The organism is Paenibacillus sp. NPDC057934 (assembly GCF_042887565.1).
Classification (GTDB): domain Bacteria; phylum Bacillota; class Bacilli; order Paenibacillales; family Paenibacillaceae; genus Paenibacillus_AQ.
In genome coordinates this window covers 694,062-710,913 of sequence record NZ_JBHVPB010000001.1, presented here as the reverse complement: position 1 = coordinate 710,913, position 16,852 = coordinate 694,062, and the positions used below count along the sequence as shown (strand labels likewise).

Genomic DNA, 16,852 nt, shown 5'->3' with positions numbered 1-16,852 from the left:
ATATGATAAGTTAATACCGTAAGACAATAATATTGGTGCAATACTCTTTTGTCAATCATAAATTAAACTATTCAAATCGGAATTAAAAACTAATTCCCGCCGCCCATCCGCCGTGACAGCTCCGCTGCCGCTTTGGTTACTGCTTCGATGTTTGTCTTGTCCTGCTCGTTGTTGCACCGGAAGCTGGGTCCAGCCACGGCGAGGCTTGCAATTACAGGACCTTGACCGTCCGTGATTGGTGCCGCTATGGCATACACATCAGGGTCAACCTCACCCTTGGTAATGCTGTAGTTCTGCTCACGAATGGTCGCAAGTTCAGCTATGAGCCCTTCTCTCTCCTTGTCACTGCTAAGCAGCTGCAAGATTCTCTCCGTTACCTTGGCGCTTTCGAAAGCCAGAATGCATTTGCCCGAAGCCCCCATATGTAGTGGCAGAATCCGTCCATTGTCGATGGAGAATTGAATCAGGCCACGGCTCTTCACATTCTGAATACATACCGCATTGTTGCCCGTTCGGACAAACAGAATTGAAGTTTCCTGCACCTTCTCCGTCAATTCTTCCATAATGGGGAGGGCCAGCGGCAGTAAATCACGTTGGAACTGCATGTTCAGACTACGCGCCAAATCAAGAATGCGCAGGCCAAGGCCGATCTGGTTCTTCCCCCTCCTTTCGATAATTCCATTCTGTTCTAAGGTCTGCAGAAAACGATAGGTCGTACTCTCTGGAATGGACACTTTCTGGGCGATTTCACTCACCGTCAGAGTCCCGCTCTCTTCCGACAAAGCGAATAAGATATCCAGCGCACGGCTTAACGTCTGCGTTCCGTTCATTTTTTGCACTAGCCAACGACTCCTCTTTTATCCAATAGAAGACTTGTAATATTGTGATTTTAGCCTATTTTGCGGAAAAATTACAGTTCGATCTGTTTAAAAAGATTCATCTCCTTTGTTATCACTATTAGAGAAGACTTTATTTTTTCACGATAATATCATGCCTCCCTAATATTAACAACTAGTATTATTATCGGATTATATGCGAATAAAACGATTTCTCTCTTAAAAATGAATAATAATACCATTGACATCTAGGGATTTCGACTTAGAATATAATTTATTAATCCCATCTACACACTTGGATTTAATGATTCGTCTGTAGCTGTTGTTTCTACTTAGGGTCTTTCCTTCAACAGCTCGCTATGTACAAAGGGGGAGTAGGGTTCATATTTTCATTGCTCATCTATCTGTAAAGTCATAAAACAAATTATGAATCCCTAGGAGGAACAACCGTATGAATCAAAAGACTCTAGTAATCACGCTGGGCGCGCTCGCGATTGCGATCAACGTCATCGCAGGCACTGTCGTCAGTAATCTGAAAATTCCTTTTCTTTTCCTTGATACTGTAGGTACCATCTTTATTGCTGCTATATTTGGTCCGTTATGGGGCGGGCTGGTCGGCCTGTTAACTAACCTTGTTCTCGGCGTGACTTCCGGCTATACCGCCATCCCTTTTGCACTAGTTAATATTATTGTGGGACTCGTGGTAGGATACGCTGCCCGCAAGAACGGCTTCCGATTCTCTTCCGCATTAATCTCCGGTATCTTACTTGGTATTCTCTGCCCCGCAGTCGGCTCCGTAATCGCCATTGGCTTGTTCGGCGGCTTGACCGGAGGCGTGCAGGATGTTGCTGTACTTTGGTTGAAACAAGCGGGTTCTAGTCTCTTCGCGGCGGCCTTCCTGCCTCGGCTTGGCGAGAATCTGATCGATAAAATTCTGTCTGCACTGCTTGTCTACTATGTAGTTAAAAATCTGCCGCAATCCCTCATCAAACGTCCATCCCAGAAAAAGAAGGCTTCCCGTGCAGCGTAGTAAACAAATCGTTGTCGCCTCTCACTGCGTCATTAACCAAAACGCCGTAGTGGAAGGCGAAGCCCGGAGTCCAGGCGTCATGAAAGCGGCAGTCGACTGGACTTACGAGCAAGGATACGGAATGTTCCAATTGCCTTGTCCCGAATTCACATTTTTGGGACCCGAACGGCCTCCAATGACTGTAGAAGAATACGATACTCCGGAGTTTCGCGCGCATAATCGCAAAATTCTACAGCCTGCGGTTGAGCAGCTCAAGACCTATCAGGATCACGGATATACAATTGTAGGCGGCCTTGGTATTTCAGGCAGTCCTTCCTGTGATCCCGGTAAAGGTGTGTTCATGCGGGACTTTCTGGAGCTCGCCGCCGAGGGCGGTGTAGAGATTGATTTCTTCTGGCAAATTCCGAACACGGCTGACGGCACCTTCAATCCTGATGATGCCAAAAGCGTGTTCGGACCTGTAAATCAAAACAAACCCGAAGGGAAGGCGGCGACCCTCAATGATTGATATCCGGAACGCCACCTTCTATTACAATGAACCTGATGAAGAGGAGGAGGATGCCGGCCACAAGCCGGCATTATCTCATGTATCCCTTGAAATTCCCTTTGGTGAATTTGTCGCTTTTCTGGGACGTAATGGCTCCGGCAAATCCTCTTTGTCCCGGTTACTCAATGGCATAGAGCTGCCGACCGAAGGAACGGTATTGGTAGAGGGCCATACTACGTCTGAGCGCCCCTCCCTTCCAGCGATCCGCCGGGCGGTCCAGATCGTGTTCCAGAATCCCGAAAACCAGCAGGTGGGCATCACTGTCGGTGAAGACATCGCCTTTGGGCTCTCTAATATCGGCTGGCCACAGGAGGAAATCGCAAGCCGTATCACCTGGGCCATTCAACTGGTTGGGCTGGAAGCAGATGAAGAACGTCCTGTCAGCAACCTGTCCGGCGGCGAAAAGCAGAAACTGGCCCTAGCCTCCGTTCTCGCTCTGGCACCGCGTTGTCTCATCCTGGATGAAGCCACTTCTATGCTCGATCCTGTAGCCCGCCGGCAATTCGTTGCGACCCTACATGAAGTTAGAAAGCAGGTGCCCTTCACTCTTATCTACATTACACACCATCTGGAAGAGGTTACCGGTGCGGACCGTTGGGTGCTGTTCCGCAGCGGAGAGATCGTAGCTGAAGGTACTCCCGCCGAACTGGAGCAAGACACCGTGCTACTGGAGAATTGCGGACTGGAGCTGCCTTATTACCATAGGCTCGCCGGACTGCTGCGCCAGCAGGACGTCTCTGTTCCAACAGATCTGAATGAGCAGAAATTGAGGGATTTATTATGCAGATAAAGCTGAATGACGTTACCTATACGTACAGCAAACGCCGCAGAAATAAGCCGCTTGCAGGTCCATTTGTGCTGCAGCATCTAGGTCTGAGCGTGGAAAGCGGCGAGATGCTCGCCATTGCTGGAAAATCCGGCTCTGGCAAGTCCACGTTTCTCCAGCTTCTTAAAGGATTCCTGGCTCCTTCAGAGGGTACGGTAGAACTGGACGCCACAGACCCGCATCTTGCTCGCCGACCCGAGGTGTTTGACCGGGTCGGATTTATTTTTCAGTATCCGGAGCATCAGCTCTTCTCCACCACCGTGTTTGAGGACATTGCCTTTGGACTCCAAAGTGCCAAGCTCACAGCGGAAGAGAAAGAAGTCAAAGTGCGCGCAGCCATGGAGGCCGTGCAGCTGGATTACGAGCAATTCAAGGACCGCAGTCCGTTCGAGCTAAGTGGCGGTGAAAAACGTCGGGTCGCTATCGCTGGTGTAGTTGTGCTGGAGCCAGAAGTGTTGATTCTTGATGAACCAACAGCTGGACTGGATCTTCAGTCTCGGACCGCCCTCTTCGATCTATTGCATTCGATGAACCAGCAACGAGGAATGACTGTGATGTGGGTCAGCCATCAGCTGGAGGAAATTCTGGAGCATGCTTCGCGCCTCATCGCCCTGAAGGAAGGACAATTTCTGGCGGACGGGCACCCCACCGATCTTTTGTCAGATCCGTTGCTACTGGAAACCTTTGGATGGGACGAACCGCCCGCTTTGGCTGTAACGCGGTTGCTGCGGGAGCTAGGAGCCGTTTCCAGCAATAAAATCCTATCCCCGCAAGAAGCAGCAGATACCATAACCAAGCTGCTAAGCAGCCGACAAATATCAGTCTAATGAAAATGAGGGAATAGTATGTCCGGAAAAAGCTTCTTGCTCTATCAGAAACGCAACTCCTGGCTGGAGCGCTGGGACCCGCGGATGAAAATATTAGCTGTACTGCTGTTCGGGGCCGCGCTTCTGCTGACCCATAGCCCGGAGCTGAAGACGGCGCAGCTTCTGATTCTTATTGTCCTATGGGGAGTTGCCAAGTTATCCTGGCGGGTATTGGTCTTTACCCTCTTGTCGCTGTCGCTTTTCTTCGCTTCGACAATGATTTATCAAGCTTTACTGGTGACGAGCGCAGGGGACGCAATGATCACCTGGGGACCGCTTCACTTCTCTAGGCCAGGGGCCATCAAGGGAATCATGATGTGTGAGCAGATTGCCGGAATCGTGCTGCTACTCTCTCTGCTGGTGCGGACGACTTCTCCCATTCTGCTCGCAGAGGGACTAGAAATTTTACTGAAGCCTTTGAAAAAATGGCGGCTTCCCGTACACGAAGCCGTGATGATGTTCTCCATCGCCCTGCGGTTCCTGCCCATCCTCATGGAGGAATTCGATAAAATCCGCAAGGCGCAGCTGGCCCGCGGGGGCGGTTTCCACCGAAAGGGGATCACCTCTCGCTTCAGCGGCGTGTTGCCGATGCTGATGCCTTTGTTCGTGATGTCCATCCTCCGTGCCAAGGACCTGGCCGTGGCGATGGAATCCCGCTGTTACCAGGGTGACGAAGGCCGTACACCGATCCGCATCTATCGCTTCCGGCTTAGTGATTATGCCGTCTTCACCTTTTCACTGGCTAACCTGTTGTTCATTTTTGTGTGGTAGAAGTGATTAATCTTAAACAGCGTCAGAACTGGATGTAATCTCACATCCTGGTCTGACGCTGTTTTTTTGCGGGAAAATGACAAAAGTCACCTTAACGAATTACTTTGTACACTTATAAAAATTTTAAATATCCGCGATACTTAGGTTACACAAAAAACAGACGAGGTGTTTCATATGAATCCATTATCTTTAACAATCTCATTACTAATTATCGTACTTATTTTGAGGGGTGTTATCCAGGGCAGTAAGAAGCCATTGCACGAATCTGGTCGGAGACTGTTGATTCCGGTTCTTTATATCTCTTCATCTTTGTTTGAATTGTTCGACCCTACGCTGGTGCTTACATCTGGCGGAATTATCAGCTCGATTGCTATAGGTGCGATTCTGTCGATCCCATTAATTCTGGTAACGCAATTTGAGCGGAGATCGGATCGCAAGATGTATTATAAAAGAAACGTATCTCTTTATGTATTAATTATTGCCATCTTCTCGCTCCGGTTACTCGACTTCTTGTTCATTACTGGTATCGATCCCAAGACGCTTGGTTTCCTGAATAATGTATTCACCCTAACCTATATTGCCATTTGGCGGATGGCGAGCTTCATTAAATTTCATCATGCCAAATCTAGATAAGACGAGCTTAAGCTCTAAGCAAACTGAGCTCCGAGTGTGATCTCTGTATTGAACTACATTCTAGGGTGAATAATCATAGGGTGCAGATTCGCACAGCAAAACAAAACAAGTGCTCAAAACCCGGCTAAACCGCCAGGCTTTGAGCACTTGTTTGACTATCTTGATTGCAGCTTCTTTGGATGCTGCATAGGCAGCCTGGTTCAGATCCCCATTAATTCCCGCTCCAGAAGCAAAGTTAATGATGTGCCCCTGAGGTCTCTAGGAAAGGCTTCACACGAGAAGCTTGGGCATTGTTAACCAGGATATCCAACTGTCCAAAGATATCGATCGTTCGACTAACAATTTTCGAATGCGTACTGAAATCCGCCAGATCGGCATGAATGAAAATAGACTCCGGCCCAATTAGCTTCAATTCCTCAATGGCTTGATTGCCTACCTCTTCGTTGTAGTCCCACGATTACAACCTTTGCCCCTTCCTTTACAAAAGCTTTGGCAATTCCATTCCCTACGCCTGACGCCCCACCCGTAATGATCGGTCCACGTTTTATCGTGCTTAAATCTACTTTGGATGATGTGTTGCTTTACATACAAAGTATAAGGAGTATTATTAACTTGAAAAAGAATGTATATTTTGGTGATTAACAATTCAAATTGTATAATTCAAAGGGTCCGCTCACTTGATTTCCATAACAATGTACATCTCCGCACGAAAAAAGCCGCGATATACGCGGCTTTAAGCTCATTCCCTTGTGCACTTCATTATAGCTCAATCACCTTAGTGGCAATATTGTTGCAGAACTCGCTATCATGCTCTACAAAAAGAATCGTCGGTGCATATTCATGCAACAGCTCTTCAATCTGCATCCGGGAAATCACATCAATAAAATTAAGCGGCTCGTCCCAAATATGCAGATGGACCTTCTCACATAGACTTTTGGCAATCAGCACTTTTTTCTTTTGACCACCGCTGTAATCCTCAATGTTCTTTTCGAATTGCATTCTGGAGAAATCCAATTTTCTAAGAATCGCTTTAAACAGGCTCTCATCTATGTCATTCCGCCTCGCGTAATCTGTCAAATTCCCCTCTAGATGTGAGGTATCCTGGGATACATAGGATATCTTAAGCTGGCTTCCTTTTCTAAAAGTACCGGTATAACTAAGCTCCTCTCCGCAAATCAATTTAATAATGCTCGATTTACCGGAGCCGTTCTTCCCTGAAAGGGCAATCCGCTCACCCTGTTCAATGGTGAAACTGACATCCTCACATACCGTCTTCTCCCCATATTGGATCGAGACTCCAATCAGCTCGGCAAGCTGGTTTTTGTGATAGGCCAGCTGTGCGATCTTCAGATTTTCGGTGCTTTCAATATTTTTGAGCAGCTTGGAACGGTCGTCAATGAACGTCTGCTGTCTTTGCTCAATGCCCTTAGAACGTTTCATCATTTTGGCCGCCTTATGGCCCACATACCCTTTATCTAACTTGGAGCCGGAATTCCGGGTACCATTTTTCGATTTTTCCACTTTATCCGACCAATCACTAGTTCGTTTAGCTGCTTCCGACAGGCGCCGGATATCTTTCCGCAAATGCTCGTTCTCAGCCAGCTCCGATTGATCCTGACGCTGTTTGTTCTCCCACCAATCCGAGAAATTCCCTTTTTGAATCTCGATGTTGGTCTTGTTGACCGAGAGGATATGGTCCACGCAGTGATCCAGAAAGGATCGGTCGTGCGACACCAGAATGTAGCCACTTTTACCACTCAGATAGCTGCTAACCAGTCGTCTTGCCTTCATGTCCAGGTGGTTGGTCGGCTCATCAATGAGCAGGAAGCTATTCTCTTTGAGGAATAAGGCAGCCAGCAGCACCTTGGTCTGTTCCCCGTTCGATAAGGAATCGAAGGACCGGTACAACACATCCTCAGATACCTCCAGCAATGTAAGCTCACGCATCAGCTCCCAATGCTGATAATCCGGGTAGATCTCCTCTACGATATCTATCGTATGGTACTCCTTGTGCTCAACATGGAACGGAAAATATTCAAAGCTGACTTTAGCAGAAATATGACCGCTGTATTCGTATTTACCGAGCAAGAGGTTCATAAAGGTTGTTTTCCCTCTGCCGTTCCTGCCCGTAAATCCTAACTTCCAATCGGTATCGAGCTGAAAGCTCACATTCTCAAATATATTATCGTAGCTGCCCTCATGGGCAAACGTGAGGTTCGTAACACTAATCAATGACATACAACCACCATCTCCTTGTGCAAAAAAATAAGAGCTACAAGAAAGTTACTTTCTCGTAGCTCAAATAAACACAACTAATCTAACGCCTTGAGGGCATAGATAAGAGATATTGTTTGAGTGAAAAGAATAAGTAACTTTCTTGCATCAGAAATAAAACATGCGAAAAATCATCGCTTTTTTGTTTTATCGCTACGCAAGAATTCTACATTATCCCTTTCAACCCCTGTCATCAATAATTAGGGTAATTTTAACATGCGTGTCGTTAAATTTCAACTTTTAGATCCGTTTCCTCTCCAATCTTACTCATAGCGATCTTCTTTTCGAAGCTGGGAATAATTTTCGAAGAAATAAAAGCAACAATCGGTACGGTCAGAACGACTCCGAAACAACCGGCAATCCCCTGGATCACTTCGATCGTCACCATATTCATATTAGCGAGCTGGTTAAACGAGGTTTTGATCGCATACAGGATCATAAGTGAGGCAAGCGTAGTTCCGGTGATCGCCAGGATCAGCGTGTTAGCCATCGTCCCCATCATATCCCGGCCAACGTTGATACCGGATTTGAACAGCTCTTTTTGCGAAAGATTAGGGTTCGTACTATAGACCTCATGCACCGATGCCGCAATAGAGATAGCTACGTCAATAATAGCGCCAAGCGAGGAGATCAAAATCCCTGCGAAGAGCATCCCCCCGAGCTGCAAGCCTGTCTCATCAGAGATCGTGATTAGCACGTCTACCTCTGCCGTATTATAACCGGAGATATGGACTAGAGAACCGAAAACGTAAGCAAGTGCCCCTGAAATTATCACCCCGCAAATCGTCCCCAAAATTGCAGCCCAGGACCTGGCGGTCCATCCGTTCAGCAGCAATAAGGTTACACAAGTCGTCAAGATGACAATCAGCACAGAAGCGAGTATGGGGGAGTAGCCTCTGTACAGCATTGGAATGAACAAATAGATAATGCAGGCAAAGGTAAATATAATGCCCAATACCGATTTTAAGCCTTTTTTGCCGCCAACCCACCACAGCACCCCAAAGAACAGCAAGATCATTGCTGCTATATACGGAACTCTATAATAACTGTACACAGAGATTATGTAATAGGTCGCGTCGGCAGAATCAATATTAACGATAACGGTCTGCCCTTCTTTGGCAATCACATTTAGATACACACTGACGTTATTGGTAATCTGGTGGACTTCACCCTGATGTTCCCCGGTCAAAATTTTGATCTCAAGCTCTTGTGAACCGTTGTATAAATCGCCTCGTTCAGAATCTCTTGACAAATTCTCGCTGATGACTCGTAAGACCTTTGCTTTCTCGAATGTTTTGGAGGCGGTACTGCTCCCATGCTCGTTGTGCTTAATTTCGGAGGACTGGTTGAACAGATACATGCCTAAAGAGATACACAGTATAAGCCCAATGAACAGCGTGACTCTTAAATTCTTTGATGCAAGCATACTCTACCCCCATTTGTTGTCCGTAAGCAGCGCTCAGATTACACCAATAATCTATCCTATCATTTCAGGATTAACAAGAAATATTTTTTCTGTCTTTCATTTCATGAGATTTTGATGATAATATGTGTGCGTCAGCGAATCTATCAAAATCGGTGTGGGAGGACTTCAATCCGTATGAAAAAATGGCTCAGGCTTGTGGTACTATCGTTTCTCATTTGTGGAGTTTGGTTAAGCACGGGCATCCCTGTGTCGCTAGCCCACGGCAATGTGAGTGTAGCCTACTCGGACATTACACTGGAGCATAACACGATCAAATATGTTCTCCAGCTAGATATGTATGACATGATGGCCGAGGTGAATCCGGATGATCCCGACCTTGCCTTGACCACTGAGAAAGTCTTGAATAAATTTTACAGCACTCATCAGGCAGAGGTGGAGCACTTGCTGCTTACGAAGATAAATCTGTATAGTGACAGTTTGCCGCTGGAAGGAAGAGTGACGCAGTTTCGCTATATAGAAAAAGAGAACGAGGTGCAGCCTTTTGCCGAAGCCGTGATTGAGTATCCTGTCAAAAGGAATCCCCAGCAGTTCACGCTCGACTACAATCTTGTCTTTGACCGGGATCAATGGCATGTGAATTATGTTAATCTCGCCCTTGGGGAGCTGAAGAAAGAGGCTGTACTGATTGCACAGATTACAGAGCTGCAAGTCGGCGAGCTGAAACTGCCCAGGATAATCCAATATTTTTCCCTACTAGGGATAGAGCAGTTTTTCCGCAGCTACGAATCGATTCTTGTGCTGGCCATCCTGATCCTTGGATTACAAAGCACCAAACCAGCGCTCCGAACACTTGCTATGTTTGCCGCTACTCAGTCCTTAACCTTGCTTCTTAGCGGACTGCATATCATAGCCCTGCCTGATCGTTTGTTGAATGCCCTGATTCCGTTAAGTGTTGTCTTTCTAGCGTTAAGTATTTATTATAAGGCAGCTGTACAACAGCTCTCCTGGATTGCCGGCGGGCTTGGTATAATTCATGGCTTCTGGTATGCCAGACAGCTACTAGGTCTTAGAGAAGACGGTGGGCATTTCGCCGTTTCTGTGACTGCTTTTTATGCCGGTCTTGAAGCTTCTGTGGTCCTCATTTCGTTAAGTTTATTAATTATCATCAATTGTTTTCGGAAGGTTAAATATGCCACTCCCTTGATTTTGAGCGCAGCCGCGTTCGTCGGACTAATCTCTTTTACGATTAAGGTTTTCTTCTAAATGCTTAGCCGGGAATCCGCAAAATAAATTCCGATACGAGTACTCGCACTTTCACATGGAATTAATAGAGTCTAGCATCACTTTTAACAACTGCAAGTTATATTGGTACAGGTACTCTTCCGGAAAACACCGTTAGAGCGTCCAAAATTGTCCAAGGGGTGGTTGTTAGATGTTGAAGAGGTTCAGTCAAAAGAAACGCCGTGTATACACCGTCAGTATCTTGGCTTTATCCATGCTCCTGATCATCGCGTTGTTGCCACCGGGGATCTTAGGCTTTAATTCCAAGATCAGCCCGCTTGATGTGGCCAGAGCCGCCTCCTTCCCTTACACGATCAGGGATATTGCGCTTAACCCCGGGGCAGATGAGAGCAAATTGAACTTTGCTTGGCTAACCCCAGGCCAACCGGTAGCAAGTATTGTGCAGATGGCCAAAAAATCGGATTTGAACGGTACAGCTTTTCCGGAAGCAACAAAGGTAATGACCTTTACAGGTACAGCAATACCCGCCACTACAGTTACGGATTCGGTCTATTATTCTAACAAAGCAACGGCCTCTGGTCTGGCCAACCAAACGGAGTATGTGTACCGTGTCGGAGATGGCAATGAAGACCACTGGAGCCCCATCTACAATTACACCACCCAAGATCCTACCAACTACACCCTCATGTTTGTCGGCGATCCGCAGATCGGCTCCTCAGGCAGCGTAACCAATGATACTTACGGATGGACGAAAACACTCAACCAAGCCGTAAAAAATTTCCCCAATTTCAGCTTTATCATGTCCGCAGGCGATCAAATTGAGAATAAGTCCAGCACATCTCTTGAAACAGAGTATGATGCCTTTGAGAGTCCAGATGTGCTCAGAAACCTGCCTATGGCAACTGTCGTCGGCAACCATGATGTCAACGTCAATTACAAATATCATTTCAACGTGCCCAATGAATCGACCCTTGGTATGATGAAGGATAACCGCAATAAGGATGTTCTTGCCGATAACACCTATGGCGGTGACTATTACTACACCTACGGTGACACCTTGTTTATGGTACTGGACACCAACAATTCCAATGGTGCTGAGCATGCCAAATTCATGCAGGATACTGTGCAAGCTGTTCCCAATACCAAATGGAGAATCGTTACGTTCCATCACGACATTTATGGCGGTGGACAAGCTCACTCTACAGAGCAAGTAATCCTCAATCTGCGGGCAGCACTCTTCCCTACGCTTGACGCTTTGGATGTGGATATGATCTTCATGGGTCATGACCACTCTTATGTCAGAACTTATGTCATGAACGGAGATAATGTTCAGGGCAGACAGCTGGTAGATAGCCAAGGCAGAGACGTCAACCCTAACGGCTCCACTTACGTTACTGCCAACTCGGCAAGCGGAAGTAAATACTACGAATTGAACACAACCCCGGAAAGATATTCGGCTAGCCGGAGCCAGCTCCATACCCCAACGTTCTCCACGATCAAAGTAACACCATCCAGCATTACTGTAGACACATTCCGTTCAGATACGCTAGAGAAGCTCGATACTTACGGCTTCGTGAAAGAACCGGAAAGTGTAAAAGTCTACTCCAATACGACACAGCAGAAAGATACATCGGCAGCGATTGACTTCAATTATGCAATCAGCAACGCTAACGCCGTGAAGAATCTTGATACTACGTTTACGTATGACAGTACCAAAATCAAGTTCGATAGTGCTTCAGCACTCTCAGCAACCCTGGGTACACTGACCATCACCGAAAACCCAGGTGAGGTTAATATTAAAGCCAACCCCGAAACGCCTTTCCGTTCTGAGGCTTATGGCAAGTACGAGGATTTGATCAAGCTGAGCTTCAAACTTGTCAATCCGAAAAACCCTGCAGTAGCTAATGTGAAGCTGAGCGCATCAGCTCTTACTACGCAGAATAAGCACATCGCTGTCCCATCCAACCTGGATGTAGAAACAGCCGCGGTAACGGTAGGTATACCAGTTAGCGGAATTACGCTAAGTAAAGATACGCTTAACTTAAACGTAGGCGAAACAGCTAATCTGAGCGCAGTTGTCGCACCAACAGATGCAACGAACCCGGCAATCACTTGGGTCTCCAGCAATGAGTCCATCGCAACCGTTGATGCAAATGGTAAGGTAACTGCTAAACTCGCGGGGACGGCTGAGATTACTGCAAAAGCACTGGATGGCACTAGTCTTGTAAGCAACATCAGTAAAGTTACGGTATCCACACCTTCAGGCGGTGGTGGTACACCAACCACTGCACCTACAACTGCTCCAACTACCGCACCTACAACTGCGCCTACGACAGCACCAACTGCTTCACCTACACCTGCTCCAACCCAAGCACCTTCGTCGGGGTCGGGATCGGGGTCGAATACTCCACCAACTGCTTCACCGACCGCCTCACCGACAAAAACACCTTCGCCAACTGCAACGCCTGCACCAGCAGCAAGCGCTACGGCGGCACCAGTTGTTACACCAGCCCCGGCAAAAGGAAACACCAAAACCTTCTCGGATGTTCCTGCATCCTACTGGGCTGCTGCCGCAATCAATGATCTGGTCTCTAAAGGTATTCTAAATGGAACAAGTGCGAATTCCTTTGAGCCAGGTCGCAGTGTAACCCGTGCAGAATTCACGGCAATGCTGGTCAGAGCTCTCGGCCTCACAGACAAAGCGACTGTATCCTTCTCGGATGTTAAAAATGGGGATTGGTATGCTGATGCCATCGCTGCAGCAGTCAAGGCAGGGATTGTGCAAGGTACTAGCCCTTCCCTGTTCGGCTCAAAAACAAATATTACCCGCGAAGAAATGGTAACCATGCTGATGCGCGGATACGAGAAGCTGCATGGCAAGTCTTCTGGAAGCTCCAGCGCCACCTTCAACGATGAAGCAAAAATTTCAGCTTGGGCTGCAGAATTTGTTAAACAAGCCGCTGCACTTCAACTGATCAACGGTCGTGCCCAAGGTATGTTTGAGCCTAAGGGAATCACTACCCGCGGGGAAGCGGCACAAGTCATCTATAACTTGCTCAATAAATAAGGAAAGACAGCAGGGTTTACGGGAATATCGTTCATCATGAACGGTATTCCTGTTATTCTTTACAGGGGGGACGAATCATGATCCGTATCCATGCCGCTTTAAAGTATTCCTGTTGTCTGGTGTTAGCGCTTATCATTCTTCTAATACCGTTCGAACAGAAAGTCGATGCTCACGCTTACAGCGCCGGTTACACGACCATTACTTTGACCCAGTCTGCTTTGGAAATGACCTATGCGCTTGATGATTTATCGGTAATCGAGCTCATCGGCGGGGATACCAACAAGAATGGTAAGCTTGAGGGTGGTGAATTTTCTGCTGTAAAAGACCGCCTGGAGTCTTTACTTAAAGAAAATCTGCTTCTCCTAATCAACAGTGAACCTCAGGAGTGGACACAAGTTCACAGTTTGACACTGGAGCAGGAATCGGGTACAGAAAAAGCGGTTCTAAAGGTCTCTTTTCCTCCCGTACAAGCCACCCAATCCGTATCGTTAACAGACCATCTGTATTCACAAGATTCCTCTGCCAACTACGTTAATTTGTTAACCATTCATTATGGCAGCTCCAATACTACGCAAGCTTTATCCGGGAAGTATCGTGATTGGGTCATGCAACTCAGTGACAAAGATTATGCTGCTTTGCCGCAAAATGTACAGCTTACTCCCGAAGCTTCCGATTCAACGGAAGTTCTCTCTGGCTGGTTCTCTTTCTTCAAACTCGGCATGAACCATATTCTGAGCGGGTATGATCATTTACTCTTCCTCTTCTCCCTCCTTCTCGCCAGGCAGACATTCAAACAGTATGCGGCTATGATTACCGCCTTTACCATCGCGCACAGCATCACCCTGACGTTGACGGTACTCGGGATCATCAGTCTCTCACCAAGAATTGTTGAGCCGGCGATTGCACTAAGTATTTGTTTCGTTGCTGTAGATAATATAATTCGCAAAGAAGTCAGCTATCGCTGGGTACTGACATTTCTGTTCGGCCTCATCCATGGGATGGGCTTCGCCGATATTTTAACAGAGATGCAATTACCAAAAAGTCAGCTGGCCGTCGATTTAGTCAGTTTTAACCTGGGTATCGAAGCTGTTCAGGTGATCCTGATTGCAATTCTGCTTCCTGTGCTGGGATTGCTACATAAATGGAGATTCTCTAGGCGTGCGGTGCTCGCAGGTTCGTCGGTTGCTTTTCTACTAGGCGGAGTTTGGCTGCTGCAACGACTGGTTTTTGCCTGATAGCAGGTCTGTTAGATTGTGTTTCTTCTATTATAGAAGCAAAAGCTGCTCCGATAAGTTATCGGTAGCAGCTTTTTAGATTTTAGAGGCTGGCCAGGGACAGGCATCGTTTACTTTTTCGAGTACAACTCTACAGCCTGTGTATCCATAATCGGATTATTATATCTTTCAATGGTTATTGTCAGCGGCTGCGGATAATCCTTAGCTTTCTCTCCAAAACGATAACGAAGCTGATCTTCTGCCGTACCATCTCTAAACCCTAGAGAACCACCGAAGTTCCCTCCTGGAGTGGTTTTATTTACACTGACTTGTTTATGCACTTGACCTTCCGCGTCGGTGAAGGTATCTGCCAAGCTGTTATATGTGCTGCTTAGATATTGGGCATTATCAAACTTATGCCGCAACAGGATCTCTCCCGGTTCTGCGTAATCTTCTGGCTTAGGCTCGACAAGTTCAAGATCGCTTCCCGGCGCTTCAATAATCTCTTTCTTGTTAAGATTAATGACAATTTTCATCTGATCTTTCTCTACTGCAGAAATCCCAAATGCCTTTAACGAGATGGAGTCCGGATCATTATACTCACTGCTTTTAAACACCAGCGTAGCCTTGGAACTATCTGTGTAAACTTCAGAATTGGAAGATGTAATGAACGAAGGGTAGTATGTTTTTTCGGTTTGCCCTGCTTTTTTAACCATTAATATAGGATTTAACAATTGAAATATTTGTTTGTCATTGTCCTTATCATATTCGATATCAACATAGGTCCCTAGTGGGGTGTAGAGAACTTGCTGCACATTAATTTTTTGTCCATCCACTATCAAGGTGCGATTAGCAGACACTGTATGCTGCTGGTTCTTGAACATGTCAGGGTCAAGCTCGAAAGGAATATCAAGCTCGGTCCGATATTTCTTGCTGTTGGTGACAATATCGTTAAGTGTTACATTGAACTTCACATTTTTAGGATAGGATACCGAAGGTAGAATTTTTGCTGAGTATACATAATATGCGGTTTGTCCCGCCCAGACTTCGTTCGTACTGCTCGTCAGACTTGTACCTATAGACGGTGCTTCAAAGGTTCCATAGTTAAGTGTAGCAACCGTATGAATGCGCAATTTATCTGTCTTATTCTCAACACTATACAAGATAAATAATTTTCGTCCGTCTGTGGCTGCGCCCCTGACCTCTACCTTCAGCCCGTTCTTTTCTGCACTATGATAAACAGGCGCTATAAGATTCCGGTCCAGGATGCTTATGTATGACTGATCATCTACGCGTACAGATTTGAACAATTCAGAATCGCTCCAATCCTTGTTCACTTCACTTCGTAGCGTAGCCTGGGCAACCTCCTTTACCGGGGCTTTCACGATTGAAAAGATCATGATAACTGCGGCGGCTGCGACAACCATCGTGATTGCCAATGAATACTTACGTCTTCGCTCTCGTTTTCTCCCTGTCATGATTCCACCTCGCATGGCATTGTATAGTTGCTTTTCCTGGAACGCTTCGGCATGCTGGTTCACCTCATGAACATTCCGGAGCAGAATGTCTTTCTCTTTGTCGATCATTATCATTCACCTCCTGCATCTCTAAAGATATCTCCGAAGCTGCTTGAGGCCTTCGCGTACCCAGGTCTTAATGGTACCTTCAGGTTTTTTAAGCACCTTGGCAATTTCTACAGTAGTCATGTCCTGGTAATATTTCAGGATCACGGCATGCCGATATTTGGGCTTCATGCGATTCATCGCCCGTTCCAGATCAATTCGTTCGTTGCTCTGCATCTCTTGCGCTGCATTTTCTAGCAGCCTCTCTGCTGGGAATACGCGTTTCTTGCGCCGAAGCTCGTCCATACAGCAATTGATCGTGATCCGAATCACCCAAGGTGTAAAGGCCTGCTCGTCCTTCAGCTTCTTACGTTTTATCCAAGCCCGGCAAGAGGCTTCCTGTACGACTTCGAGCGCATCCACTTCATTTCCAAGGTAGCTGTAAGCAATCGCATAAAGTTTACGACGTTCAACATATAAGCGTTCAAAAAAGGCCTCTTCTTCTGACAGTGCAAAATCTGTTTCTCTGATCGTATTTATTGTATTTTCCACCATCAC

The 16,852-nt window shown here is 46.6% G+C and carries 15 protein-coding genes and 1 pseudogene; 9 read left to right on the top strand and 7 right to left on the bottom strand.

Annotated elements, in window-relative coordinates; all coding sequences use genetic code 11:
- Positions 1-89: 89 nt before the first annotated feature.
- Positions 90-830 (bottom strand): IclR family transcriptional regulator, encoded by a 741-nt coding sequence (locus tag ACFVRY_RS03445; protein WP_387497745.1) that lies wholly within the window; start codon positions 828-830, stop codon positions 90-92.
- A gap of 457 nt (positions 831-1,287) precedes the next feature.
- Here ACFVRY_RS03445 and ACFVRY_RS03440 point away from each other — a divergent pair, with 457 nt between their 5' ends.
- The 6 genes from ACFVRY_RS03440 to ACFVRY_RS03415 all read left to right on the top strand — a co-directional run bounded on the left by ACFVRY_RS03440 (position 1,288) and on the right by ACFVRY_RS03415 (position 5,509).
- Complete coding sequence (locus ACFVRY_RS03440; protein ID WP_387497314.1) at positions 1,288-1,866, top strand: CD3073 family putative ECF transporter S component; 579 nt, start codon at positions 1,288-1,290, stop codon at positions 1,864-1,866.
- Positions 1,856-2,374 carry a CD3072 family TudS-related putative desulfidase gene (locus ACFVRY_RS03435; protein WP_387497312.1) on the top strand — a complete coding sequence of 173 codons (519 nt, stop codon included), beginning with the start codon at positions 1,856-1,858 and terminating at the stop codon, positions 2,372-2,374. Before ACFVRY_RS03440 ends, ACFVRY_RS03435 begins: the two co-directional genes overlap by 11 nt.
- Positions 2,367-3,203 (top strand): ATP-binding cassette domain-containing protein, encoded by an 837-nt coding sequence (locus ACFVRY_RS03430; protein WP_387497310.1) that lies wholly within the window; start codon positions 2,367-2,369, stop codon positions 3,201-3,203. Before ACFVRY_RS03435 ends, ACFVRY_RS03430 begins: the two co-directional genes overlap by 8 nt.
- Positions 3,194-4,066 (top strand): ATP-binding cassette domain-containing protein, encoded by an 873-nt coding sequence (locus ACFVRY_RS03425; RefSeq protein ID WP_387497308.1) that lies wholly within the window; start codon positions 3,194-3,196, stop codon positions 4,064-4,066. Before ACFVRY_RS03430 ends, ACFVRY_RS03425 begins: the two co-directional genes overlap by 10 nt.
- Positions 4,067-4,084: 18 nt before the next feature.
- Positions 4,085-4,876, top strand: a complete 792-nt coding sequence (locus ACFVRY_RS03420) for an energy-coupling factor transporter transmembrane component T family protein (protein WP_387497306.1) — start codon at positions 4,085-4,087, stop codon at positions 4,874-4,876.
- A gap of 174 nt (positions 4,877-5,050) precedes the next feature.
- A complete protein-coding gene (locus ACFVRY_RS03415; RefSeq protein WP_387497304.1) occupies positions 5,051-5,509 on the top strand; it encodes a CcdC protein domain-containing protein in 459 nt (152 codons plus the stop codon).
- Between the two features lie 60 nt (positions 5,510-5,569).
- Here the strand turns inward: ACFVRY_RS03415 and ACFVRY_RS03410 are convergent.
- The 4 genes and pseudogenes from ACFVRY_RS03410 to ACFVRY_RS03395 form a co-directional block, all read right to left on the bottom strand.
- Positions 5,570-5,921 (bottom strand): annotated as a pseudogene (locus ACFVRY_RS03410) (SDR family NAD(P)-dependent oxidoreductase).
- Positions 5,922-5,925: 4 nt separating this feature from the next.
- Complete coding sequence (locus ACFVRY_RS03405) at positions 5,926-6,006, bottom strand: hypothetical protein (protein WP_387497743.1); 81 nt, start codon at positions 6,004-6,006, stop codon at positions 5,926-5,928.
- A 262-nt stretch (positions 6,007-6,268) separates the two neighbouring features.
- Entirely contained in the window at positions 6,269-7,747 is a 1,479-nt protein-coding gene (locus ACFVRY_RS03400) for an Lsa family ABC-F type ribosomal protection protein (RefSeq protein ID WP_387497302.1), read from the bottom strand.
- 262 nt (positions 7,748-8,009) lie between these two features.
- Positions 8,010-9,209, bottom strand: a complete 1,200-nt coding sequence (locus tag ACFVRY_RS03395) for a YibE/F family protein (protein WP_387497300.1) — start codon at positions 9,207-9,209, stop codon at positions 8,010-8,012.
- Positions 9,210-9,383: 174 nt separating this feature from the next.
- Here ACFVRY_RS03395 and ACFVRY_RS03390 point away from each other — a divergent pair, with 174 nt between their 5' ends.
- The 3 genes from ACFVRY_RS03390 (at position 9,384) to ACFVRY_RS03380 (ending at position 14,753) form a co-directional block, all read left to right on the top strand.
- Positions 9,384-10,472: a HupE/UreJ family protein gene (locus ACFVRY_RS03390; protein ID WP_387497298.1), complete on the top strand. Its 1,089-nt coding sequence runs from the start codon at positions 9,384-9,386 to the stop codon at positions 10,470-10,472.
- A 169-nt stretch (positions 10,473-10,641) separates the two neighbouring features.
- Positions 10,642-13,518 carry an S-layer homology domain-containing protein gene (locus tag ACFVRY_RS03385; RefSeq protein ID WP_387497296.1) on the top strand — a complete coding sequence of 959 codons (2,877 nt, stop codon included), beginning with the start codon at positions 10,642-10,644 and terminating at the stop codon, positions 13,516-13,518.
- A gap of 77 nt (positions 13,519-13,595) precedes the next feature.
- Entirely contained in the window at positions 13,596-14,753 is a 1,158-nt protein-coding gene (locus ACFVRY_RS03380) for a HupE/UreJ family protein (RefSeq protein WP_387497294.1), read from the top strand.
- A 110-nt stretch (positions 14,754-14,863) separates the two neighbouring features.
- Here ACFVRY_RS03380 and ACFVRY_RS03375 read toward each other — a convergent pair whose 3' ends face one another.
- Positions 14,864-16,318 (bottom strand): DUF4179 domain-containing protein, encoded by a 1,455-nt coding sequence (locus ACFVRY_RS03375; protein ID WP_387497292.1) that lies wholly within the window; start codon positions 16,316-16,318, stop codon positions 14,864-14,866.
- Between the two features lie 21 nt (positions 16,319-16,339).
- The gene (locus tag ACFVRY_RS03370; RefSeq protein WP_387497290.1) at positions 16,340-16,849 is read right to left on the bottom strand and encodes a sigma-70 family RNA polymerase sigma factor; all 510 of its coding nucleotides are present in this window, start codon (positions 16,847-16,849) and stop codon (positions 16,340-16,342) included.
- Positions 16,850-16,852: the final 3 nt, after the last annotated feature.

Bases quoted from the DNA above. Each gene is read 5' to 3' on its own strand.
- ACFVRY_RS03375 (WP_387497292.1), bottom strand. From the start codon at position 16,318: ATGATCGACAAAGAGAAAGACATTCTGCTCCGGAATGTTCATGAGGTG.
- ACFVRY_RS03395 (WP_387497300.1), bottom strand. From the start codon at position 9,209: ATGCTTGCATCAAAGAATTTAAGAGTCACGCTGTTCATTGGGCTTATA.
- ACFVRY_RS03400 (WP_387497302.1), bottom strand. From the start codon at position 7,747: ATGTCATTGATTAGTGTTACGAACCTCACGTTTGCCCATGAGGGCAGC.
- ACFVRY_RS03370 (WP_387497290.1), bottom strand. From the start codon at position 16,849: ATGGTGGAAAATACAATAAATACGATCAGAGAAACAGATTTTGCACTG.
- ACFVRY_RS03380 (WP_387497294.1), top strand. From the start codon at position 13,596: ATGATCCGTATCCATGCCGCTTTAAAGTATTCCTGTTGTCTGGTGTTA.
- ACFVRY_RS03440 (WP_387497314.1), top strand. From the start codon at position 1,288: ATGAATCAAAAGACTCTAGTAATCACGCTGGGCGCGCTCGCGATTGCG.
- ACFVRY_RS03390 (WP_387497298.1), top strand. From the start codon at position 9,384: ATGAAAAAATGGCTCAGGCTTGTGGTACTATCGTTTCTCATTTGTGGA.
- ACFVRY_RS03425 (WP_387497308.1), top strand. From the start codon at position 3,194: ATGCAGATAAAGCTGAATGACGTTACCTATACGTACAGCAAACGCCGC.
- ACFVRY_RS03420 (WP_387497306.1), top strand. From the start codon at position 4,085: ATGTCCGGAAAAAGCTTCTTGCTCTATCAGAAACGCAACTCCTGGCTG.
- ACFVRY_RS03385 (WP_387497296.1), top strand. From the start codon at position 10,642: ATGTTGAAGAGGTTCAGTCAAAAGAAACGCCGTGTATACACCGTCAGT.
- ACFVRY_RS03415 (WP_387497304.1), top strand. From the start codon at position 5,051: ATGAATCCATTATCTTTAACAATCTCATTACTAATTATCGTACTTATT.
- ACFVRY_RS03430 (WP_387497310.1), top strand. From the start codon at position 2,367: ATGATTGATATCCGGAACGCCACCTTCTATTACAATGAACCTGATGAA.
- ACFVRY_RS03445 (WP_387497745.1), bottom strand. From the start codon at position 830: ATGAACGGAACGCAGACGTTAAGCCGTGCGCTGGATATCTTATTCGCT.